Source organism: Idiomarina seosinensis (assembly GCF_003987275.1).
Taxonomy (GTDB): Bacteria; Pseudomonadota; Gammaproteobacteria; order Enterobacterales; family Alteromonadaceae; genus Idiomarina; species Idiomarina seosinensis.
Genome location: NZ_PIQF01000002.1, coordinates 415,883 through 439,558, shown reverse-complemented (window position 1 = coordinate 439,558; position 23,676 = coordinate 415,883). Strand labels below are relative to the sequence as shown.

Annotated in this window: 21 protein-coding genes; 11 read left to right on the top strand and 10 right to left on the bottom strand. The window is 46.4% G+C overall.

Features of this window, described 5'->3' with window-relative positions; translation table 11 throughout:
• Positions 1-70 precede the first annotated feature (70 nt).
• Genes CWI81_RS08430 through CWI81_RS08405 form a run of 6 tightly spaced genes read left to right on the top strand, consistent with a single transcriptional unit; the run spans position 71 to position 7,366 of the window.
• On the top strand, positions 71-1,144 hold the full coding sequence (locus tag CWI81_RS08430; protein ID WP_126784860.1) for a lysylphosphatidylglycerol synthase transmembrane domain-containing protein: 1,074 nt from the start codon (positions 71-73) through the stop codon (positions 1,142-1,144).
• A 10-nt stretch (positions 1,145-1,154) separates the two neighbouring features.
• Positions 1,155-3,383, top strand: coding sequence for a glycosyltransferase (locus CWI81_RS08425; RefSeq protein WP_126784859.1), 2,229 nt, complete (start codon positions 1,155-1,157; stop codon positions 3,381-3,383).
• Positions 3,384-3,443: 60 nt separating this feature from the next.
• Positions 3,444-5,618: a prolyl oligopeptidase family serine peptidase gene (locus CWI81_RS08420; protein WP_126784858.1), complete on the top strand. Its 2,175-nt coding sequence runs from the start codon at positions 3,444-3,446 to the stop codon at positions 5,616-5,618.
• Between the two features lie 5 nt (positions 5,619-5,623).
• Positions 5,624-6,556 (top strand): SPFH domain-containing protein, encoded by a 933-nt coding sequence (locus CWI81_RS08415; RefSeq protein WP_126784857.1) that lies wholly within the window; start codon positions 5,624-5,626, stop codon positions 6,554-6,556.
• A 3-nt stretch (positions 6,557-6,559) separates the two neighbouring features.
• Positions 6,560-6,841 carry a PepSY domain-containing protein gene (locus CWI81_RS08410; RefSeq protein ID WP_126784856.1) on the top strand — a complete coding sequence of 94 codons (282 nt, stop codon included), beginning with the start codon at positions 6,560-6,562 and terminating at the stop codon, positions 6,839-6,841.
• A 3-nt stretch (positions 6,842-6,844) separates the two neighbouring features.
• Entirely contained in the window at positions 6,845-7,366 is a 522-nt protein-coding gene (locus tag CWI81_RS08405) for a cytochrome b/b6 domain-containing protein (protein ID WP_241970396.1), read from the top strand.
• Here CWI81_RS08405 and CWI81_RS08400 read toward each other — a convergent pair.
• The 7 genes from CWI81_RS08400 to sufB are packed head-to-tail and all read right to left on the bottom strand — an operon-like array spanning position 7,363 to position 13,378.
• Positions 7,363-7,770 (bottom strand): SufE family protein, encoded by a 408-nt coding sequence (locus CWI81_RS08400; RefSeq protein WP_126784855.1) that lies wholly within the window; start codon positions 7,768-7,770, stop codon positions 7,363-7,365. The two genes, CWI81_RS08405 and CWI81_RS08400, sit on opposite strands and share 4 nt — an antisense overlap.
• 20 nt (positions 7,771-7,790) lie before the next feature.
• Positions 7,791-8,324: a putative Fe-S cluster assembly protein SufT gene (gene sufT, locus CWI81_RS08395; RefSeq protein ID WP_126784854.1), complete on the bottom strand. Its 534-nt coding sequence runs from the start codon at positions 8,322-8,324 to the stop codon at positions 7,791-7,793.
• Between the two features lie 31 nt (positions 8,325-8,355).
• Entirely contained in the window at positions 8,356-8,712 is a 357-nt protein-coding gene (locus CWI81_RS08390) for a HesB/IscA family protein (RefSeq protein ID WP_126784853.1), read from the bottom strand.
• Between the two features lie 15 nt (positions 8,713-8,727).
• Complete coding sequence (locus tag CWI81_RS08385) at positions 8,728-9,945, bottom strand: aminotransferase class V-fold PLP-dependent enzyme (RefSeq protein ID WP_126784852.1); 1,218 nt, start codon at positions 9,943-9,945, stop codon at positions 8,728-8,730.
• A complete protein-coding gene (sufD, locus tag CWI81_RS08380) occupies positions 9,942-11,189 on the bottom strand; it encodes a Fe-S cluster assembly protein SufD (protein ID WP_126784851.1) in 1,248 nt (415 codons plus the stop codon). The genes CWI81_RS08385 and sufD overlap by 4 nt, the downstream gene beginning before the upstream one ends.
• Positions 11,186-11,938: a Fe-S cluster assembly ATPase SufC gene (gene sufC / locus CWI81_RS08375; RefSeq protein ID WP_126784850.1), complete on the bottom strand. Its 753-nt coding sequence runs from the start codon at positions 11,936-11,938 to the stop codon at positions 11,186-11,188. Before sufC ends, sufD begins: the two co-directional genes overlap by 4 nt.
• Positions 11,939-11,941: 3 nt before the next feature.
• Positions 11,942-13,378, bottom strand: a complete 1,437-nt coding sequence (sufB, locus tag CWI81_RS08370) for a Fe-S cluster assembly protein SufB (protein ID WP_126784849.1) — start codon at positions 13,376-13,378, stop codon at positions 11,942-11,944.
• 239 nt (positions 13,379-13,617) lie between these two features.
• Between sufB and CWI81_RS08365 the strand changes: the two genes are divergently transcribed.
• From CWI81_RS08365 to CWI81_RS08355, 3 genes are all read left to right on the top strand, one after another.
• Positions 13,618-15,285: a GGDEF domain-containing protein gene (locus tag CWI81_RS08365; RefSeq protein ID WP_126784848.1), complete on the top strand. Its 1,668-nt coding sequence runs from the start codon at positions 13,618-13,620 to the stop codon at positions 15,283-15,285.
• Positions 15,286-15,364: 79 nt separating this feature from the next.
• Complete coding sequence (locus CWI81_RS08360; protein WP_126784847.1) at positions 15,365-16,081, top strand: YebC/PmpR family DNA-binding transcriptional regulator; 717 nt, start codon at positions 15,365-15,367, stop codon at positions 16,079-16,081.
• Between the two features lie 85 nt (positions 16,082-16,166).
• A complete protein-coding gene (locus CWI81_RS08355) occupies positions 16,167-16,865 on the top strand; it encodes an OmpW/AlkL family protein (RefSeq protein ID WP_126784846.1) in 699 nt (232 codons plus the stop codon).
• A gap of 66 nt (positions 16,866-16,931) precedes the next feature.
• Here the strand turns inward: CWI81_RS08355 and CWI81_RS08350 are convergent, their stop codons facing one another.
• On the bottom strand, positions 16,932-17,159 hold the full coding sequence (locus CWI81_RS08350; protein WP_126784845.1) for a YgaP family membrane protein: 228 nt from the start codon (positions 17,157-17,159) through the stop codon (positions 16,932-16,934).
• 127 nt (positions 17,160-17,286) lie between these two features.
• Here CWI81_RS08350 and deoD point away from each other — a divergent pair, with 127 nt between their 5' ends.
• Positions 17,287-18,000, top strand: coding sequence for a purine-nucleoside phosphorylase (deoD, locus tag CWI81_RS08345; protein WP_126784844.1), 714 nt, complete (start codon positions 17,287-17,289; stop codon positions 17,998-18,000).
• A gap of 10 nt (positions 18,001-18,010) precedes the next feature.
• Positions 18,011-20,428, top strand: coding sequence for a bacteriohemerythrin (locus tag CWI81_RS08340; protein ID WP_126784843.1), 2,418 nt, complete (start codon positions 18,011-18,013; stop codon positions 20,426-20,428).
• A gap of 13 nt (positions 20,429-20,441) precedes the next feature.
• Here CWI81_RS08340 and CWI81_RS08335 read toward each other — a convergent pair whose 3' ends face one another.
• Both CWI81_RS08335 and CWI81_RS08330 read right to left on the bottom strand, forming a co-directional pair.
• Positions 20,442-21,470, bottom strand: a complete 1,029-nt coding sequence (locus CWI81_RS08335) for a malonyl CoA-ACP transacylase (protein ID WP_126784842.1) — start codon at positions 21,468-21,470, stop codon at positions 20,442-20,444.
• Positions 21,467-23,665: a dehydrogenase E1 component subunit alpha/beta gene (locus CWI81_RS08330; RefSeq protein WP_241970395.1), complete on the bottom strand. Its 2,199-nt coding sequence runs from the start codon at positions 23,663-23,665 to the stop codon at positions 21,467-21,469. Before CWI81_RS08330 ends, CWI81_RS08335 begins: the two co-directional genes overlap by 4 nt.
• Between the last annotated feature and the right edge of the window lie 11 nt (positions 23,666-23,676).

Here is a 23,676-nt window from a genome sequence, read left to right as displayed (position 1 = left end):
GCCTTAGCTTTTTGACATCCTGCTGTCGTCACCACATAATCTCCCTATCTATCGGTGACGGCAGCAGTAAATGAATACTTCAGTGGAGGAAGAAAAAGAGTTATCAGGGCACAAGCCAAAAGTGTCATGGAAACGGTTAGCCCTTTTTGCTGCTCTTTTTACTGCGTTAACTCTGGCTGGCTTTTATACCGTATTTGAACATTTCTCTGAAAGAAGCTTCAGCTTTGACGCTCAGCTTCTACAGCCCAAGCTAATCGTAGCCGCCATCGCTTTATTGCTGCTTTATTTTGCCGCTGATGGGTTACGCTTTTACTACACGTTGGTTGCTTTAGGGTTTCGAATCCCGCTTAAGGCAATGACGAAGCTAGTGTTTATAAATATTTTCTTTTCGAACATTACGCCAATGGCTACTGGCGGAGGATTTGCACAGGTCTGGTACCTGTATGATCATGGGGTGTCGTTGGGGAAAGCAACCGCGGCTACGACCATCAGAACTGTGCTGGCCATATTATTTATCTTTTCTTTGACACCGGTTTTTCTATTAACGTTAGCGCCATTACAGAACTCCTCTATTATCAGTGACCTCAGTGCGGCACTGGCCATCTTTATTGTTTTATATCTCGTTTTCTTTGCCGTTGTTTTATTAAAGTCGCATTGGTTAATAACGCCAATAGCCAACATGATCAAATTTCTCAACCGTCTAAATTTTATCAGTGATGGCAAAGCCAGACTTTGGTACTTTAAAGTAATGCGAGAAATGCTGAAGTTTTCTCGTAGCTTCTCGGTTTACATTAAAGGGCCTAAACTGGCTATCTTATTGTCGGTTTTTTATACTGCTGTCTTTCTTCTCAGTTTATTTAGTTTCCCGGCACTACTAATGTGGGGCTTGGGCTATGATGTCCCTTACCTGGCCTCTTTAGGGTTATTGGTAGTAACCACTTTTATTATGTATTTTTCTCCGACACCCGGTGCTTCAGGTATCTCTGAGGGGGTGTTTGGCAGTTTCTTTAGTGGCATACTAGAGCAACAACATTTACTTTTGGTGACATTTAGCTGGCGATTCTTAACGATTTATCTTGGTATGGTTTTCGGCTTATTGGTGCTGCAGCGGTATTTAATAAAGCGAAGTCAGTTCAATAAATAAGGACTTATTAGTGAATAAAAGGCGCTGGCTGAAATTTCTATTTTACTTTAATGTCGCCATTGTGGCGGGGTTAGTCTCCTATAAGCTTTATTTGAACGTTGTAACTCCGGAGTTCTCTTCTGTTCACAGTGAGCAGTTAGCGTCTATCAATGCAAAAGTTGAAGGCCAAAGTGATTACAGTTTTGCGGTGCTGGGTAACATCAATAATTCGGTCGGCATTTTTGAACGACGAATTATTCCACAGCTAAACGATAGCAACATCGACTTTGTTATTTCGGCCGGTAATGCGGTAAGCGGAGGAGGAGAGGATAAGTACCGAGCACTTAATGGGACATTATCTCATCTAAATAAGCCCTATCTGCTAACCTTTGGCGAAAACGAGTATGACGAATTTGGTAGCTTCCGTTTCTATGACCATTACGGGCCTCACTTTTTCAGCTTTAATGCCGGTGACAGTCGGTTTATTTTCCTTGATAGCACCGGCAAAACTCCTTGGCAGTGGCAGATTCGGTGGATAACTGATTTACTTAAGGCTGACACTTCAAAACACCGGTTTCTGTTTATTGGACATCCATTGTTCGAGCCTGAAGAAGAGTTTATTTTGGCTGAATCAGAAGATTATTTGCAGCCTATTGAGTTTCGTCATGCGCTTTTGTCGACTCTGGAGCAGTTTAAGGTTGACCGAGTTTTCTCGGCTAATGTGGCGATGTATTTTGAGAAAAGTCACGCCGAAACACCGTTTATAACTACTGGCGGAGCTGGCGGGCTGGTGCTTAATCAGGACGAGAGTTTTTATCACTACGTAAAAGTGACTGTTAGCGCCGACAAAGGTATTACTCATGAAATAATTGAACTGCCGGTGGGGCAACACCCGATACTCAAGCAATTTGAAAGTTTTTGGTTCTTTATCCATTCGTTATTCTACGTGGGCTATATCAATTTTATCTTGTTGGTTAGTTTATTCTTGGCGATCAGTATTAAACTTTATAACGCTGTTTTTGTTGGTAAGTCGTACTATCCTAACTATGACCTCGATGCGACTCCATGGCTTAATAAGCGACTAAAAGTGGCCATGTTTACTAATAATTATTTACCCTTTATTGGCGGGGTTCCGATCTCTATTGAGCGTTTGAGATATGGCCTAACGCAAGTAAAAGATACAGTGATGATTGTTGCGCCACGCTACCGAAAAAAAACCAAACAGGAAAATAATGTGGTGCGGATGCCTTCTTTATTTTCCTTTGGTGATAAGAGTGAATTTCGGTTTGCTAATATTTTTTCGGGTTACGTGCGCAAAAAAGTTAAACAATTTAAGCCGGACATCATTCATTCTCACCATCCCTTCTGGATCGGCTCGCTAGGTGTCTATATGGCGCGCCGGTTAAAGATCCCAGTTGTTTATACCTATCATACCCGTCTCGAACACTACGCCCATTTTGTTTTCTTACCGGGCAGCTTATTTCGTAACATTATTGCGCACTTCTTAGTGCGTCGGTTCGCTAATAAATGCGACAGTGTGATCGTGCCGACTCAGTCGACGGAAGAGTATTTGCGCATGATCGGGGTAAAAAGCAGTATCTATGTGCAGCCTACGGGTATTGAGTTCGAACGTTTTCAGGCTGTCGACCAGAGTGTGGTTGAGCGGCTAAAACAACAGCAAAAAATTACCAAAGAAACGGTATTTGTTAGTGTAGCGAGACTCTCCAATGAGAAGAATATTGATTTTATCATTGATGCGCTGGCGCAACTTAAGCGGCAAACCAACCAGCCCTTTAGGTTTTTGATGATAGGTGATGGACATCAGCGGCAAAGACTGCAGGAAAAAGTCGACTCGTTAGGTCTTGGTGAGAATGTGACGTTAGTTGGGTCGGTGCCGCCGGAGGAAATGGCTAATTGGTATCAGTTAGGCGATATTTTCTTATTTGCCTCACAATCGGAAACTCAGGGTATGGTCATACTGGAAGCGATGGCTGCGGGACTGCCGGTGGTTGCAGTTAGGTCTAGTGGTATCGATGATGTCGTTGCCGATGGTACCAATGGCTACAAGACACCTGCAAAGCAGGAGCTGTGGCTCGATAAGGTTCAGCTTTTACTTGAGGATAAAGATAAAAGAAAACAACTTGCCGAACAGGCGGTTAAATGCGCAGCGTCGCATTCAGTGGAGAATTTTACTAGGGAAGTTCGCTATGTCTATGCTGAGACATTGGCTCGCTTTCATCAACATAAACACAATGAGTAACCAGTGGATTTCTGATAACGTAAGCTAATAACAAAAATAGTTTAGAGAGGAACAATAACAATGAGATTAATGATAAGCATGGTCGCGGCAGGCGTATTGGCAGCCTGCTCACCGCAGCAGGGTAGCGAGCAACAAGAGAATTCAAAAGAACAGGTTCAATCAGCAGAACAAGGGCATGATATGCAGTACCCGGAAACTCGAAAAGGCGACACTGTCGATACCTACTTTGGCACTGAAGTCGCAGACCCTTATCGTTGGTTGGAAGATGATCGCAGCGAAGAAACCGAAGCCTGGGTAGAAGCGCAAAATGAAGTGACCTTTGAACATCTGGAAAGTATTCCGTTTCGTGACAAAATTGAGCAGCGCCTGACGGAATTGTGGAATTATGAAAAAGTCAGTGCGCCGCGTTTTGAAGGTGATTATATTTATTTTTATAAAAATGATGGCCTGCAAAACCAGTACGTGGTCTATCGCAAGCAGAGCGAAGAGGCAGAAGCAGAGGTGTTCCTCGATCCAAATACTTTTAGCGAAGATGGAACGACCTCGTTGGCGCAACTAACCTTTAGCGAAGATGGTTCAATTGCCGCGTATTCAATTTCTGAGGGCGGCAGTGACTGGCGTAAAATTATCGTTATTGACGCTGAAACTGGTGAGCAGCTTGAAGAGCCGTTAGTGGATGTGAAATTCAGTGGTATTTCCTGGAAAGGCAATGATGGGTTTTACTATTCAAGCTATGACAAGCCGGAAGGCAGTGAACTCTCTGCAAAAACTGATCAACACAAGCTCTATTATCATGAGCTTGGTACCGAACAATCAGACGATGAGCTGATATTTGGCGGTACGGATGAAGAAAAACACCGCTATGTTGGCGGCTATGTTACGGAAGATGATCGCTTCTTAGTGGTATCAGCTGCGAACTCCACATCTGGCAATAAACTTTATATGAAGGATCTAACGGATGCTGATGCTGAGTTAGTTGTGGTTGATGGTGATATGGCTTACGACACATCCGTATTAACCAGTCGTGGTAATACGTTGTATCTGGAAACGAATATGGATGCGCCAAATGGTCGTGTTGTTACTGTTGATGCAAGTAACCCAACAGCCGACAACTGGCAGGGCTTTATTGCTCACAGTGAGCATGTACTTAACCCTTCAACCGGGGCGGGTTATATCTTTGCTGAATACATGGTTGATGCGGTGTCTAAAGTAGAACAGTACGACTACGATGGTAACAAAGTACGCGATATCGATTTACCCGGCGTTGGCAGTGCCAGCGGCTTCAGCGAGAAGCAAGATGCCGAAAAAGTTTATTACAGCTTCACCAACTACAGCACACCACAGACCATTTATGAGATGAACCCGGATACCGGAGAATCAGTGGTCTACGAAGAGTCCGGTGCTGACTTTGACTCAAGCCAATATGTCAGCAACCAGGTGTTCTATACCTCGAAAGATGGCACTAAAGTGCCAATGATTGTTACCCACAAAAAAGGGATGGAACTGGATGGTAATAATCCAACCATCCTATATGGTTATGGCGGCTTTAATATTAGCCTAACGCCTAGCTTTAGCATTGCTAATGCTGCCTGGCTAGAAATGGGCGGTGTGTATGCGGTTGCTAACCTGCGGGGCGGCGGCGAATACGGCAAAGAGTGGCATAAAGCAGGCACTAAGATGCAGAAGCAAAATGTGTTTGATGACTTTATTGCCGCAGGAGAGTACCTAATCGCAGAGGAGTACACCTCATCCGAGCAGCTAGCCGTGCGTGGCGGCTCTAACGGTGGCTTACTGGTGGGTGCGGTCATGACACAACGGCCTGAGCTTTTCGCTGTTGCACTGCCTGCTGTAGGTGTATTGGATATGTTGCGTTATCACACCTTTACTGCGGGAGCGGGTTGGGCATATGACTACGGTACAGCTGAAGACAGCGAAGAAATGTTCAACTATCTATTGGGCTACTCGCCAGTTCACAACGTAGAACAAGGTGTTGAATATCCGGCAACACTAATAACAACGGGGGATCATGATGACCGCGTTGTGCCGGCGCACTCGTTCAAGTTTGCCGCAGAATTGCAGGATAAAGCAGGCGGTAGCGATCCACAGCTTATTCGCATTGAGACTAATGCCGGTCATGGTGCCGGAACACCGGTTTCAAAAACGATTGAGCAATATTCAGATATATTCGGGTTTACCTTGTACCACATGGGGTATGAGCAATTGCCTGAGGAGTAAAGCTCATGGGTAATAGTGCAGATTTTCCAGTTCTCTGGGTTATCGTGGCAATAATCGTGCTCGCCTTAGTGGTGAGCTCGATAAGAATTGTCCCCCAGCAAAGCGTGTTTGTCATCGAGCTGTTTGGGCGTTTCAGTAGATTGTTGCACCCAGGATTAAACTTTATTATTCCGCTGGTTGAACAAGTAGCGCACAAGCAATCGATGAGAACCCGGCAGTTGGACGTCGATGTTGAGACCAAAACCAATGATAACGTGTTTGTGGTCGTCAGAGTCTCGGTGCAATACCGGGTAAGCACTGCAGATGCTGTGTACAACGCATTTTATCAATTGGAAAATCCAGAGTGGCAAATGCAGTCGTATGTGTTTGATACGGTGCGTGCGCAAATACCAAAGCAAAACCTGGATGCTGTTTTTGATAACAAGGACAGCATTTCTAAAGACGTTAAAATGCAGCTGCGAGAAACGATGGAAGGCTATGGTTATGAGATTATTGCATCGTTGGTGACCGACATTGATCCGGACCAATCGGTAAAAGACTCAATGAACCAGATTAATGCAGCAGAGCGAGAGCGTCGGGCGGCTGAGCATAAAGCAGAAGCCGAGAAAATTATCATGGTCAAGCAGGCAGAAGCTGACAAAGAGTCAAAAATTCTGCAAGGTGAAGGGATTGCCGGTCAACGACGTGCCATTGCTGAAGGTTTGCGAGATTCTATTGCGATGGTGACCAATGAGAGTGCAGATATTACCTCTCGGGACGTCATTGACCTACTTAAATTTACCAACTATGTTGACGTGCTAGGCTCTTTTGATACGGCATCAAGCAAAGTCATAATGTTGCCGCAGCCGACTGGGCAATTGGACTCATTATCGACCGACTTGATGGCCGCGTTAGAAGCGACTCGAGCCGAAAAATCGGACACCGAAAAGAAGGGGTAGGATATGACAAAATTAAAGGTACTTACTAGCGCAACTGCCTTGGTATTACTCGCTGCCTGTAGTGCCGAGGAGTCTGTTACGCAATGTACTACTGCGTCACAAACTGAGTGGATGGATCAAGAGCAGTTCCAGGCGGGCCTTGAGCAAGAGGGCTATGAAATTAATGAATTTAAAGTGACGCCTGGTAGCTGTTACGAAGTCTATGGTAAAAATCGCTCAGGAGAAAAAGTCGAAATTTACTTTAACCCTGTAGACGGTAGTGTTGTTAAACAAGAAGTGGAATAACCCGTGGTAGCAACAGCAGTGAAGGTGTGGGATCGTTTCGTTCGATGTTATCACTGGCTCATTGTTGTTGCTTTTAGTCTCAATTATTTCTTACTCGAGCCTGGAGAGCAGGTCCATCAGTGGGTCGGTTATAGTGCCTTTAGCTTGATAGCTATCCGTATTGTCTGGGGCTTCATTGGCCCTGATAATGCCAGGATATCGTCGTTCTTCCCCACCCCAACTCGTCTTCGGCAACACTTTTGCCACCTTAAGCAGCGACAGTTACCTAAAGAGCAAGGTCACAATCCACTGGGTGGACTGTTAATTTTACTTTTTTGGCTGTTATTCCTGGCCCAGGGGATAACTGGGTTTTTGCTTGAGGAGACTGATTACTTTTTTGGTAGCTCCTTAATTGAAGCCATTCATGGCTTAATCGCGGATGCTTTGTTTGTTGGTGTTTTAATTCATGTGTGCGCGGTAATTATAATGGGCTGGTGGGGGCGTATTCAGTTGATACGCCCAATGCTTACAGGTAAGCGACGTTAATAGGTTTTTGCGGTCGTTTGTATTTTATTGACGATGGCTCGCAGCCCATTGCCTCGAGTAGGGGTAATATGATTTTCCAGATCAAGCTGATTAAAGTACTGGTCGATGTCAAAAGCAAGAACTTGCTCTGGCGTTTTATCATGATAAGCAGCCATCACAAGGGTCAGTAGTCCCTGTACGATAACCGCGTCACTGTCGACATGAAACAGTAGTTTACCGTCTTTTTCTTCAGTGATAAGCCACACATTACTCTGGCAACCTCGCACCAGATATTCGTCTTTATGCTGCTCTACCGGCAAGCCCGGTAATGCCTTACCAAGATCGATTATATACTGATAGCGCTGCTCCCAGTCATCAAGGAACTCAAGATCGTCGAGAATTTCATCCGTTGTTGGTAAGTTCATGTGTTACGTAATCCTTTGCACTAAAAAAACACGCCGGCTTCAAGCTGGGCTTCTTCGCTCATCATATCTCGTGACCAGGGGGGATCGAAAACCAAATCAACCGTTACTGTTTCCACGAAAGGCACGAGCGAGACGCGGTATTCCACATCTCCCACCAGCACAGGCCCCATACCACAGCCGGGTGCTGTTAATGTCATATCAATCGTCACTTGTTGCTGTTCTTGATCAATATCGACTTTATAGATTAGACCTAATGAGACTAAGTTAATTGGAATTTCCGGATCGTAAATGGTTTCCAGAGCATCCCAGACTTGCTGCTCGGATATTTTACCATCAGCGGGCTTTTCAAAATCTAGTTTTTCCGGCTTACGGCCAATAGCATCGCCGTCAGTACCATCGATACGCAGCATATTTCCCTGCCAGGTAACAGTGTAGTTGCCACCTAAGTCTTGGGTAATATTAACAAATTCGCCCTTCGGAATAACTTTGGGTTCACCTGAGGGAACTCTACGAGCCTTTACCTCGCGTATGGTATTGACCATTTTCTGTTGCATGATGAGCAGCTACTCTAGGTTTACTAAAAAGTTAACTAACGCTGAAGCTCTCGCCACAGCCACACTCGTTGACCACATTGGGATTATTGAACTTAACCACCCCGTTAATACCTTCTTTCACGTAATCTATTTCAGTATTACGTAGCAGCTCAATGGCGTTTGCGGCAACAGCTACTGTGATGTTGTCATTAATAGACACTATTTCGTCGCCGTCCTGGGCTCCCTCAACAGGATCCAGCACATAGGCATAGCCGGTGCAGCCACTGGCTTTAGTCGATAAGCGAATAAGTGTATTAGGTTGATCTTGCAAGCGCGACTCAAAATAACGAATCGCATTATCGGTCATCGAGATGAGCGCGTTCGAGGGTACGAATGATTCTACAGACATAATATCCTCCGGCCGTTAAGCCAACATCATACGAGCTTTGTTGATAGCTTTAAATAGCGTCTCAACCTCGTCTAAAGTATTGTATAAAGTAAATGACGCGCGTGCAGTGCCGGGTACATTGAGACGTTTCATTAGCGGCTGTGCACAATGATCACCGGTGCGAATAGCTACGCCCTGTTTATCCAGGATAAAGCCGATGTCGGCTGGATGAGAGCCGTCGATAACGAAACTAAGAACCCCAATCTTGTTTGGTGCAGTACCTATAATTTTGAGTCCTTCGGTCTGTTCCGCTAGCTCCGTTGCCCGGGTTAACAATGCTTGTTCGTGCGCCCAAATATCAGCAGCGTTAAACTGAGACAACCACTCTATCGCTGCTGCTAAGCCAATAACACCCGCGATATTGGGAGTTCCGGCTTCTAACCGGTTAGGCAACTCGCCCCAGGTCGAGTTCTGATAGGTAACTGTGGCAATCATCTCGCCACCCACTAACCAAACGGGCCAGTCATTGAGCACTTCATAGCGACCCCAAAGCACGCCGATGCCGGTTGGTCCGAATAGTTTATGCCCAGAAAATGCGTAGAAGTCACAACCAATGTCTTGCACATCAATGGCACCATGCGCTACACCTTGTGCCCCATCAATTAAAACCAGAGCGCCTTTGGCTTTTGCAGCCGCGGTTAGCTGCTTTATCGGGTTAATCGTCCCAAGCGCATTAGACACGTGCGGCATAGCGACAAACGCAGTGTTATCGCTGAGTAATTCATGAAAAGCGTCAACATTAAGCTCGCCGCTATCATGAATCGGAACGATTTTTAACGTCGCCCCTGAACGTTTGCAAGCCTGCTGCCAGGTTACTAAGTCAGCGTGATGCTCCATTTCGGTAACCATCACTTCGTCGCCTGGCTTGAGGCGTTGTGCAACGCCATTAGCGACTAGGTTAATACCTTCGGTGGTACCACTGGTCCAGATAACCTCTTCATTACGCGAAGCATTAATATAATGCGCTACCGTTGCTCGCGCATTTTCATAGCGCTTAGTTGCTTCGTCCGATAGGAAATGAGCGCCACGGTGGACATTGGAATTACATTGCGTGTAGTAATCCACCAATGCATCAATCACAGCCTGTGGCTTTTGCGTTGTCGCTGCATTATCTAAATAGACAAGCGGTTGCCCATTAACCTGTCGTGACAGAATTGGAAACTGTGCTCGAACTGAGGCGACATCAAGACTCATCGTTGCTCCATCATACGTTCAAAGCGCTGCTTAAGAATGGGGTGTAACCAATCTGCTAGCGCCCGGTTGGGCATTTGAAACAGCAGTTCCTGGACAAAACCAAAGTTGAGCATAATCAATGCTTGCTGTCTGTCGATGCCTCGGGTCAGCAAGTAATATAGAGCTTCTTCATCGATCTCTGCAACGGTTGCACCATGCGCACACTGCACGTCATCGGCATAGATTTCGAGCTCAGGCTTGGTATTTATCTGGGCGCCCCGGGTCAGTAACAAGTTGCGATTGTTAAGTTCCGCTAACGTCTTCTGAGCGTGACGATGAATATGAATACGGCCATTAAATACCGCTTTTGCCTTATCGCCAATAATACCGCGGGCGTTCTCTTCGGTAGTTCCATTTGGTTGAGCATGTTCAATCGTGCTGTGCAAATCGAAATGCTCGTTCGGAGCTAATAAATAAATATTATTAAATTTAGCGAAGGCGTGTTCGCCAGCGTGCTCAATATCAACATCTAAGCGAGTTAACTGCGACCCATAACCAACCAAAGTGCTGTTTAAGCGTGACTGGTTGTGTAGGCGAAAGTGACTACCGCCAACGTGAATCGCGTTACCTTCATGCAGCGCAAGTCGGTAGTGTTCAAGCTTGGCATTGTCACCGATATCGTATTCTGCAAACACCGTATTAAGGCTGTGATCGTTACCAACGCCATGCTCAATGATCTTGGCTTTGGCGTTATTACCCAGGCGAACCAGAGTTCGATGGTGTGATTCGATACCGTCGGTAGCAACGTTTACTATCCGAATTGGCTGGTCAACTTCGGCTGCGTCAGCTATATCGATGACGACGCCTTGTTGTGCCAGCACATCATTCACCAAACCAAATAAATGATGCTCCGGCTTAATTTTGCCAAACAACTTGTCGGCCGCTTCATTTTTAGTTTCTAATGATTGAACAGACACGCCTGCTGGCAAGTTTAAAGCAGCAATATCCGTCGTTAGCCGGCCGTCAACAAAAACGAGGTCGATACTATTCAGCCCATCGACTAGCGGGGCTTCTGCCGTTTGTTGACTGTTGGTGGCTAAATTTAGGTCAGCTACCTTATGCAGTGATGTGTAACGCCACGCTTCGGTGCGACGCCCTGGCCAATCTTTTTGCTTAAGCTCAGCAAGTGCATTAGCGCGTACCGGAGATAACCAGTCGTCAACGTTGGCGGCACGGTCTATGACGTGTGCTAACCATTGACTCATGCGTTCTCTCCTTCCTTCAGCCAAGCGTAACCAGAACTCTCAACTTCTTTCGCCAGCTCTGGGCCGCCACTTTTTACAATTTTGCCGTTTGACAAAATATGTACGTAGTCGGGTTCGATGTAATCCAACAAGCGCTGGTAGTGGGTAACGACGATGAAGCTTCTTTTGCCGTCGCGTTGGCTATTAACACCTTTAGCAACGACTTGTAACGCGTCAACATCTAGCCCGGAATCTGACTCATCCAAAATCGCTAGTTTAGGCTCTAGCAAAATCAGCTGCATAATTTCATTGCGCTTCTTCTCGCCGCCCGAGAAGCCTTCGTTAACACCACGCTTTAAAAAGTCGAGTGGCAGTTCAACTTGTTTGCATGCCGCTTTGGCTTTTTTCAAAAATTCAGCTGAGCTTAGCGGAGTCTCGCCGCGACCTTCACGCATCGCGTTTACAGACTCTTTCATAAACTCCATGTTGCTAACCCCAGGAATTTCAACCGGGTACTGGAACGCCAGAAACAAACCAGCTTGAGCTCGCTCTTCGACTTCCATATCCAATAGATCTTTACCTTCGAACTCAACAGTGCCGCTTTCTACTTCGTAACCATCGCGACCTGATAAAACATAACCTAAGGTACTTTTACCGGCCCCATTGGGGCCCATAACCGCATGAACTTCGCCTGGCTTAATTTCCATGTCCAGGCCTTTTAAGATGGTTGTTTCTTCTACACGTGCGTGCAGCTTTTTAATTGATAGCATGTATTACCCCACTGAACCTTCAAGACTGATTTCTAGCAACTTACCGGCTTCTACGGCGAACTCCATAGGTAGCTCGCGGAATACTTCTTTACAGAAGCCATTAACAATCATTGAGACTGCTTTTTCAGGGTCCAGGCCTCGTTGCCGACATAAAAATAATTGGTCATCACTCACCTTAGAGGTGGTGGCTTCGTGCTCTACAATCGCGGTCGGATTGCTGCTTTCTATATATGGGAACGTATGCGCGCCGCACTGGTCGCCAATTAGCAGCGAGTCACACTCAGTAAAGTTTCGAGCGCCTTCGGCACCAGGTCCCATACGGACTAAACCTCGATAGGCGTTGTTACTACGCCCGGCCGATATGCCTTTCGAAATGATGGTCGACTTGGTGTTTTTACCCAAGTGAATCATTTTGGTACCAGTATCTGCTTGTTGCTTGCCGCGAGTTAATGCAACTGAGTAGAACTCGCCAACACTGTTATCACCTTTTAAGATGCAGCTCGGATATTTCCAGGTTACCGCGGAGCCAGTTTCGACTTGAGTCCACGAAATCTTAGCGTTCTTTTCGCATAAGCCGCGCTTAGTGACGAAGTTGTAGATACCGCCTTTGCCGTTTTCATCGCCGGGGTACCAGTTCTGCACGGTTGAGTACTTAATTTCTGCATCATCTAACGCGACAAGTTCTACCACTGCCGCGTGCAGCTGGTTCTCATCTCGCTGAGGGGCAGTGCAGCCTTCTAAGTAGCTAACGTGGCTGCCTTCTTCGGCAACAATTAGTGTGCGTTCAAACTGGCCGGTATTCTGCTCGTTAATTCGGAAATAGGTCGACAGTTCCATCGGACACCGTACTCCTTTCGGGATATAAACAAACGAGCCATCGGTGAACACTGCGCTATTTAATGCAGCAAAGTAGTTGTCGCCTTTTGGTACCACGGTACCCAAATATTTTTTAACCAGATCCGGGTATTTGTGCAGAGCTTCGGAGATCGGACAGAATATAACACCGGCTTCTTCCAGTTTCTCGCGGAAGGTGGTCACCACGGAAACAGAGTCAAAGACCGCATCGACTGCCACGCCCGCAAGCATTTCTTGCTCGTGCAGTGGAATACCAAGTTTTTCATAAGTCCGCAACAACTCGGGGTCAACTTCGTCCAGAGATTTGGGTTTATCTTTCATGCTCTTCGGCGCGGAATAGTATGAAATGGATTGATAATCTATTTTAGGATAATCGACATGAGCCCATTCCGGCTCTTCCATTTTCAACCACTTGCGATAAGCCTGTAAACGCCACTCAGTCATCCACTCAGGTTCGTCTTTCATTGCAGATAAGCGACGAATAACATCTTCGTTGAGACCGGGTGCAAAGGTTTCTGATTCAATCTCAGAAACGAAGCCCGCATCGTATTTACGTTCTAGGGCCTGATCAATTTGTTCGCTCATGTTTACCACCTTGCTGAACTGCGAATGCTCAATATTATAAAATACCTGACTAAAACACTCAACTTTATCTGAGGTGCTTTACTTTGGCTTAAAGCAACTGGGCGCATATTATACGTTGAATGACAGAAAAAGTCGCTGATTGGACAATTTAAAAGACTCACAAGGCCAGCAAATCTGTGGTGGCATTTAGTGTTCAATCTGTAATATTCTGTTGAAAAGTATTTTATGAAGGTACCAACATGCCCTACGGAAAGTATCAAAACCTGCCGCTTAGTGAACGTCTGGCCACGATGTTACAAGCAACACAGGCCGGCACATGGGAGTGGAACGTGCAAACCGGCGAATGTCACTTTAATCAGCGCTGGGCACAGATTGCTGGATACTCGTTAAGTGAGTTGGAGCCTATCAGTATCGATACCTGGCAGCGTTTGGTGCACCCGCAGGACGGAAAAGTTTCCGACCAAATTTTGCAGGAACATTTTGACGGGAAACGAGACTTCTACGAATGCGAAGCAAGAATACGTCATAAGGATGGTCACTGGGTCTGGGTTAGAGACTATGGCAAGCTCGTATCGCGCACAGCAAGTGGCGCGCCCGAATGGGTTGTCGGCACTCATATCGATATTACTGCACTGGTCGAACTTAGCCAGCGGTTTGAAGTGTTTGCTGATTTATTACCGGGCGTTGTCTATCAGTTTGAACTAGCTCCTGATGGCACTTCACGCTTCCCGTTTGCGAGCAAAGGCCTGCAAGACATATATGGTGTTAAACCAGAGCAGGCCAGAATAACCGCTAAATCCGTCTTCGAAACCCTTCATCCGGATGATTTTGAACGAGTAAGAACAAGTATTCGAAAATCGGCAGAAACAGGCGATGACTGGGTCTGTGAATACCGGATACGACACTCCGGAATGGAGCGTTGGGTTTTTGGCCACGCTCGACCACAGACCTCTATCGACGGATCGACCCTATGGTACGGAATGATCATCGATATCACCGATCGCAAGAAATTGGAGTTAGAACTTGAACGAAGTCAGGCTAACCTGAAATTAGCGCAAAAAATCGCCAGAACAGGACATTGGGAAGCGAATATTGAGACGGGTGAATTGTATTGGTCCGATATTGTTTATGAAATTCTTGGCTTTGACAGTGACTTAGTCACACCGACAATCGATTTTTTCCGGAGTTTAGTGCCGGAAGAAGATTTAGCTATTGTTTTGGAAAGCGAAGCAAAAGCCGGAACCACAGGAACCCATGATGTTGAACACCGAATGAAGACGGCGTCAGGGAATATTATTTGGGTTCATGAACTTGCCGAACTACAAAGCGACAAAAAGACCCTGGTAGGCACTGTGCAGGATATTACTGAACAAAAAGAGTTGGAGCTTAAACTGCAACGGCAGGCAGTTATTGACCCTCTCACGGAAGTTTACAACCGGCGCTACTTTAGCCAGGCACTCGACACTGAATTTCACCGCAAACAGCGCTACAAAGATCCATTATCCCTGATAACTTTCGATCTTGATCACTTTAAGCAAGTGAATGATAACTATGGTCATGGGGTTGGTGACAAAGTCCTAATCGAAGTAACAAAGACGGTAAGCCGTCAACTCAGAGCAACCGATGTTTTTGCTCGAGTCGGTGGTGAGGAGTTTGCTATTTTGCTGCCAAAAACGACGTTTGAGGAAGCGAAGAAAGTTGCTGAAAAACTGCGTCAAGCGGTGCAAGAGCTGGTGGTCGCGAACGATGACGGCCCGGTTAAAGTAACTTCTACATTTGGTGTGGTGGCAATGAATGAACATATCGAAACCGAAGAGCACTTGCAACAAATAGCTGACCGAGCTCTTTATAGTGGTAAACAGGCCGGACGCAATTGTGTTTACTGTGCTGATCAAACCCTTTACTGATTTCAATAGACCGCGATCAAACCAGCGTGTAAAATTCGAACTCTTTTTATCGTCATAAATTAAATACAAGAGAAAGCTTATGGGTCGCGCCTTCCAAAACCGTAAAGAATCAATCGCCAAAACAGCCACTGCAAAAAGCAGGGTCTACAGCCGTTATGGCCGTGAGATTTATGTTTGTGCTAAGCAGGGCGGAGCAGATCCTGATGCTAATCTGGCGCTACGCAATTTGATTGACCGCGCCAAGAAAGATCAGGTTCCGTCGCATGTGATTGAAAAAGCAATTGATAAAGCACAAGGTGGAGCTGGAGAGGATTTTTCACCTGCCCGTTACGAAGGTTATGGTCCGGGTAACTGCATGGTCATTGTTGACTGCCTAACAGATAACCCAAACCGGACGTTTGGCGACGTACGTAATTGCTTTACTAAAAGTAAGTCCAAAATCGGTGAGCAGGGCAGTGTTATGCATTCGTTTGAACATTGCGCCATTTTTGCATTTAAGCATGATAATGAAGACGACGTACTAGAAGCATTAATGGAAGCCGATGTGGATGTTACTGACGTTGAATTCGAAGGTGGCGTAGTGACGGTATTTGCACCGCATACGGAGTACATGGCTGCGCGGCAGGCCTTAACAAATGCCTTTGAGTCAATTGATTTTGACGCTGATGAAATTCAATTCCTACCACATGTTACTACGTCGATAGGTGAGGACGACATGCCGATGTTTGAGCGGTTGATGGACATGCTAAACGACTGTGACGATGTGCAAAATGTTTACCACAACGCGGAGACCTAATCAGTAAAAATACTGATATAGATCAAGTTGTGTAAAGTCAAAACCTTATAAAATTCATGGGTATTCTATTCACAAGGAGTTACCCATGAAGCGTTCTGTATTGTCTCTTGGTGTATTATTAGGGTTATTAAGTAGTTCAGCACTTGCTAACGATTTTTCTGTAAATGTTGGTGCTATTGGCGTTATGCCAGACGACAGCAGCGGCTCGCTTAACGTGGTCGAAAATGTTGCCGGGTTAGAACAGAATAGCACGGGTGTCGGCGTTAATACGAATACCCAACTGGGTTTGACGTTTGATTACGCGTTGGACGAAAACTGGGTTGTTGAACTTGTCGCGGCGACTCCGTTTAGCCACGATATTACAGCCACAGGTTCATTAGCCGGATTGAACATCGGCAAAACCAAACACCTTCCACCGACCTTATTAGCACAATATCACTTTGATTTGGGCAGTGATCTGTTTAAACCATTTGTTGGTGTCGGCGTTAACTACACTGCATTTTTCGATGAACAGCCTGCTCCGGAATTACGTTCGACGCTGCAAGCTCTGGGCGTGGCAACCACTGATGATAGCGTTGACCTTGCGCTTGAAAACAGTTGGGGATTAGCGCTTCAGGCTGGTGTTAATGTTGAGCTTAACAAGGACTGGGGAGTGCACTTGATGGTCAGCAAAATGGATATTGATACCACCGGCGATGTGCGTCTGAACGGTTCTACTATTGAAAGTGTTGACGTGCAAATAGACCCTTATGTCGCGATGATTGGCCTGCGTTACCACTTTTAAAGATCTATTTCCGAGCAAGTTTATGGGGCTAGATTAGGGAAGTTGCCCCTACCGCCAACAGGTTCTTCAGTTGGCGGTTTTTTTTGTATTGGCCAGCTCACGCTCGGTTTTTAAGCCAACAACTCGCTTCAGAAAAATACTAGCCGGGCAGAATCCGGTAAAGGATTGTTGAAATAAGTTGGCGCCGACAAATACCGTTAGCCAGACAAAGTTGGGATGCAGCCAGTAGGTTAATGCCACTGATAGTAAAACCATAAAACCGGCAAAAGCGGTTACTGCTTTTTCGACACTCATTCTATACTCCGATTGGATCTAATTTTGTTTGTATTGTTGATTTACATCAAGTGATTCGGACAGCGGTTAGGCTACCTTTGCCTGCGCATCGAAATTGATTAAAACAATTAAGGTTAAAGCATAATATATGACAACGCCACATATTCAAGCTAAACCGGGACAATTTTCGGAGAGTTGTTTGCTGCCTGGGGATCCGCTACGAGCAAAATTTATTGCCGAGCGTTACTTGGATACACCAACACTGATTAATGAAACTCGCAACATGCTCGGTTATACAGGCTTTTATCAGGGAACTCGGGTATCGGTAATGGGTACTGGTATGGGGCTTCCGAGCTGTATGTTGTATGCCGAAGAGTTGCTGCGGGAGTTTAATGTAAAGCGCCTTATTCGGGTAGGGTCATGTGGCTCTACCGACCCGCATGTTGCGCTAAATGATATGGTTCTGGCTGCTGGCGCTTCAACCGATTCTAATGCAAATCGACAACAATTCGCAGGCTATGATTTTTCCGCAATTGCTGACTATCGATTGCTAAATACGGCAGTTGAAAAGGCTGAACGAGAGGGGGTAAATGTTCACGTGGGAAAAGTGTTTTCCACGGACAGTTTCTATCACCCTAACCGAACATTAATAAAAACTCTTAACCGGATGCACATACTGGCGATTGAAATGGAAGCGGCTGGTTTGTACTCAGTTGCGTCACGTTATCGGGCCGAGGCGCTTGCGATATTAACTGTATCGGATGATTTACTGACTCAACAGCATTTATCCTCAGAACAGCGAGAACGTTCATTTGATCATATGATTACGGTCGCATTGGAAACCGCGGTTTGCGGTTATTAAGGAGCAGTCTATGCGGGGCGTAAATTGGTTAACGCGGCCTATTCAGTTTCTTTTTAACAGCTTAAGCTTTCGCCGTAAATTTAGTCTGATCGGTATCATTTTGTTTATCCCGGTTATCGTACTCAGTAGCTTAATGGTTAAGGACTCGTGGGAGCAGCAGCAACAAACACAGCTTAAGCTAGATGCTGTGGCTTTATGGATTCCTATACGTGAATTGCTGGAAGAGGTTGCTACTTATCGTGGTTTGGTCTCGTCAGGGCAAAAATCATCGCAGTTGGCATCGCTTAAGTCTTCAATAGAAAATAACTTGCAAAAGTTAAGCGTTGCCAACCAGCAACTGGAGCAGATGCTGGTTGCACAGGAGCTAAGGAAACTTGAGCAGTTATGGCGGCAAGCTCAGCAGCAGAGCACTGAATTTGACGCTTATAGTAGTGTGATTGTCCAGTTGCAGACATTGTTAGCGCAAACGGCCAGAAATTCGAATCAGTTATTAGAAGATAAGCTCGACGCCCTTTATCTGTCTCTGCTTGCTACAGCGGAACTACCTGAGTTGGTTGAGGTTACTGGGCAGCTACGTGGGCTAGGAGCTCGTTGGCTAAGTGGTGTCACTAATGACACCTTAAAACAACGGATATTAAACTTAAATGTGACGCTAAAAACTCAGACGGACGCGTTTGCTACAAGTTTAGCTGTGCTCAACCAGTATCGCAGTGGCTTAGCCCAGCTCGAAATGGCGCCGGGCGCGATAGCGGCATTGCGTAGCTTCCGCGATCAATCGACTTCAGTGGTCACAGATTCATTCATCAATTCGAGAGAATACTTTAACCAAGGCACAAAGGCTGTTGCACAGTTGTACAAACTTTATGATGAAGTCGTGCCTCTCTACCAACAAGTTCAGCAAAATCGCTTAAAACAACTGGAGTCAGTGGTTATTTGGAACATTGCCTTACTGGTAGTAATGGTGATTGTTCAGCTATTGCTATTCACCAGCATGTATCTGGGGATTTATCGTGCTGTTAATGCCAATATCAACATGGCTAAATCACTGGCAAACGGCGACCTGAACAGTCTGGGTGAGCGTTTTAGTAAGGATGAGCTTGGACGTATTACTGAATATCTTAATTCTATCGCGGTTGAGACCAGCTACTCGGTAGATGCGATACGGGCATCAAGTCGTGGTATGGATGATCTTGGTGCCAGAAATTACAAGGCGATCAACGAGTTGGCTCGAAAAGCTAATGAACAGGCAGAACAGATGCAGAGCGCGGCAGCGGCAGTTGAACAAATGACAGCGGCTATTAGTGAAGTGTCAGAATCGACGCAGAAAGCCGCGACGGAGGCTGATAAAACACTGGAGTCGGCGGAGCACGGTCAACAAAAGGTTCAGCTAATGGTCACCGCAATTCGTCAATTGGAACACGAGGTGTCTGAGTCACAACAGGTAATAAAGTCTTTGTCTGAAGACAGCAGAGCGATTTCCAAGATCTTGTTAACCATTAATGATATCGCTGATCAAACCAACTTGTTAGCGTTGAATGCTGCTATTGAGGCGGCCAGGGCAGGTGAATCAGGTCGTGGCTTCGCAGTGGTTGCTGATGAAGTCCGGCAACTGGCTCAGCGAGTGCAGGCGTCAACTGGCGAAATCCAGAGCGTGGTTGGAAAGCTGGAAAAGAATACGGAAACTGCCGTGAGTAGTATGGAGAGCAATAAAGCACTGGCTGCGGATAATGTAGAACACGCAGTGAGCGCTGAAAGTTCGCTGCGCGATATTGTGAGTAATGTTTGCGTTATAAGCGACTTTAATACTCAAATTGCTTCGGCCGCAGAAGAACAGTCGACAGTGACTTATAATATTCAGAATACTATTCACTCGCTATCTGCCAGTGCGAAAGTGGTTGACCAGCGCTCCCAGGAGGCATTAGAAAGCTCTGCTCAACTGACCACGCTGGGGGGGGAAATTAAGTCACTCGGAGACCGTTATTACATAGAAGATGATGTGATTGCTGAGCGTATCCGCCGCCAACAGAAATTGATTGAATGGAGTGATAAGCTGGATGTCGGCATCGAGGAGGTTAACCGTCAACACCAGCGGCTAATTTATATTGCTAACGAGATCTTCCGGCTTAAGCAGCGCGGCGGCGATCATCATGCTGTGCAGCGCTTAGTGAATTCGTTAATTAATTACACCGCCACCCATTTTAATTATGAAGAATTGTTAATGGAGCGCCACGGCTACGATGATTTAGAAAATCACAAGCAGAAGCACAAAGACTTAGTTGCTGACGTCATGCGTTTTAAACAGCGCGTTGATAACAATGAAGACGTTATTGATGAGCTGCTTGAATTTGTCAAAGCATGGCTGACACGCCATATCATGGGAAGCGATATGGCGTATAAAGAGCATTTGAATCAGCGTGGGGTGAGCTAGAGCAGATTGTTAACTAGTTAATCCCCAAACTCACAATAGGTGGCATCGGAGTTCCTCTGGTGTCGCTTTTTTGTATATTATTAAAGCTACTTTTATTAGTAATGCCTTGCCAGTTTAGCATCGATGCGACTTGTCCCGCCGCGCCGCCAAGACTATTACCGGGTCCAAGCAGGATCAGGTGGTCGGGTGCAAACTCATGGATTGCAACTTGTAGCGCGCGAGTGAAGTCATACGTTTCGGTCACTTGGTGTTGAAACGTATACTGTCTTATCGCGTCAAGGTCGATACCAGGTAATTGCCAGCAAAAGCCACGGCCATCAATCAATGGGGTTTTCGGCTGCTGAAACTGTTTTACTGACCATTTCTTTAATGCCCGATCTGAGGCTGCTTGCATTAGCGAAGAATGAAATGCTGCATGACCTGGCAAAATCATTGGGAAGCGCTGTTCGATAACTGGCAAATCTTTTGCGGCGGCTGCTATCGCAGCCTGCGTTCCGGAAAGTAAGATATAGCCACCATAACGAATAGACTCAAACAGCTTACCCTGGTGCTGTTTCAGTACATCGGTTATGGCCTGTTGATAAGGTGCGTGCCAAACCCAGTTTTCGTCAACCAACGGATAAATTAACTGTGCTCCTTCGGCCTCGGCTGTATTAACTGCCATGTCGGTAACAATGTCCATGGCATGTTCTGCGTCCCATACGCCAGCGCACGCAAGAGCTGTGTACCAGCCCATCGAGTTGCCGGTTACTGCCACAATATTGTAGTCATCTCTAATCGCGTTAAAATCCAGGTAACCCGCTGCGTAGATCAGCGCTGCTGCGTTATCGGCTTGCCGATGCCAGTTAAAGTCGAATTTATCGGCTTGGTCAAGTTGCGATACAGTAGCTGTCCCCAATGCGTCACGCCGAGCGTCCCATTTGTCGATTAATGGCTTTTGCTTTTCATGATGTCGAAAAATAGAGCCAAGTTCGGGCTTGTTGTAGCCACCCCGGCCCGGGCAGACCACAACCGCAGTGGGCTTACTGTTTATTGCCGTCATTGCCTAAGTACTCCCATTGTTTGCAAACGATCTTTTATCTGATTTGCTGATGGCAAAATATCGTAAGCGGCTTTACCTAACGGAATAAAACAATCCTCAGCGGTTAACCGTGATACCTGGCTGAACAGGTTTGGTTGATGTTCCTGTAGATAGGTGATGATTTCTTCGCTAAGCGATCCTCGTTGGCGACATTCATCGACGATCAATACCTTTTCACACTCTTCAATAAAAGGCATGACGCTATCCATAGCTAGTGGCACTAGATACCGTAAGTCGATAATACGGACTTGGTCCTCTGCCTGCAGTTCTGCGCAGGCTTGACGGCTTAGGTAATAGCCGTTGCCATAACTAATGACAGCAACTTTTTTACCGGAACCGTGAACTGTTGGTTGGCCCAGTTTCGGTATGGCTTCTTTAGCTGAAGGGTAATCAAATAGCCAGCCGTTATCACCAGCCTGGAGTAAATCGCGGGCCATATACAAAGCGATAGGCTCCAGCATAATTACGACACGCCGCTCTCGTTGTGCAAGGTCAACGGCATGATGCATTAACAGCGCGGCGTCGCGACCATTACTCGGGCACATGACGATAACGCCCGGAATGTCGCGAAAGACAGCAAAAGAATTGTCGTTATGGAAATGGCCACCAAAACCTTTCTGGTAGGCTAGGCCGGCGATACGAATAACCATTGGGTTATCATATTGGCCGTTGGAAAAGAACGGCAAGGTGGCGGCTTCGCCGCGTAGCTGATCCTCTGCGTTATGCATGTAGGCTAAAAATTGTATTTCGGGGATCGGTAGGAAACCCTGTTGTGCTGCACCAATGGTTAAGCCAAGAATGGTCTGTTCATCAAGTACCGTGTTCATGACCCGGTTTGGGCCAAATTGTTCGCATAGATGATGGGTCACATGATAAACACCACCTTTTTTGGCGACATCTTCTCCGAAAATCAGTGCATTTGGGTGCTCTTGCATAATTTCATGTAACGCCCAGTTAAGCATTTTACCCAGCGGCTGAGGTGTATGCATATTACGCTTATCAAACGCTAAAGCCTGATTGATGGAGGTTTCACTGCGAACTTTTGCATCTCCACTCCTGGCTTTCGCGACAACCGACGAACTTATAGCTTTCGCCGTTGTTAGTCGTGGTCTCAACGACGCCTGTTCAGCGACGCGGGCCACCCGTTCTTTGATTGACTGGGCATGGTTGGCTAGTTCAGGTGCAGAGGTTATTCCCCGCTTTACCAACTGCGCAGCGCTGAACAGCAGTACGTCGTTCTCAAAGTCTGCCGCAATATGGTATTTGTCGCGATAAGCGACTTCCGCATCAGCTCCGGCATGACCGAAGTAGCGTGTTGTCTGTAGATGTAAAATGGCTGGCTTACCCGATTTTTTAATATATTGTCGAGCTGCCTGAGCAGTAAGGAATACTTGTTGGCTATCGCGGCCGTCTGCGTAAAAATATTTAATTGGCTGGAAGCTTTGTAATCGTTGCGCGATCCAGCCCTTCGGAGAGCGGGTGGAAATCCCTATGCCATTATCTTCACAGACGAACATTATGGGCATTGGAATGCCCTGATAGGCTGCCCACGCGGTCGAATTTAATGCCCCCAAGAGTGTCGAGTGATTTGCCGAGGCGTCTCCAAAGCTGCATAAAACGACGGAGTCATTTGGCCATGTGCCTGCCAGCTTCAAGCGTTTACTCATTGCTATTGCGTGAGCCGTACCCATGGCTTTTGGTAAATGAGATGCGATAGTTGAGGTTTGTGGGGGGATATTTAACTCGAGGCTGCCAAGGACTTTATGACGCCCGCCAGAAATTGGGTCCTCGGCTGAAGCACAAAACGAGAGCATTAGGTCGTATAAAGGCTGAGTCCCCGGCTTTTGGTGTGCCCTTTGTAAAAAAAAGGCGCCGCTACGATAATGCAAAAACGCCGGGTCGGTTATCTTAAGTGCGGCCGCTACTGCGGCGTTGCTCTCATGGCCGGCACTGCCAATAGTATAAAAACTCTTGCCTTGTTTTTGTAGTCGTCGAGACTCGAGATCAGCGAAGCGACTGAGCAGTTGACTGTTGTACCAACTGCTCACCATGGAATCTGAAATTGTCGTAACGGGAGAGTGTGCTTGGGGCAATTGACCAGTTTGAAGGCGTTCAATAAAGTCTGCTTGCCAGCTTTCGAAGTCCGTCCGCATCATCGTCGCGACTC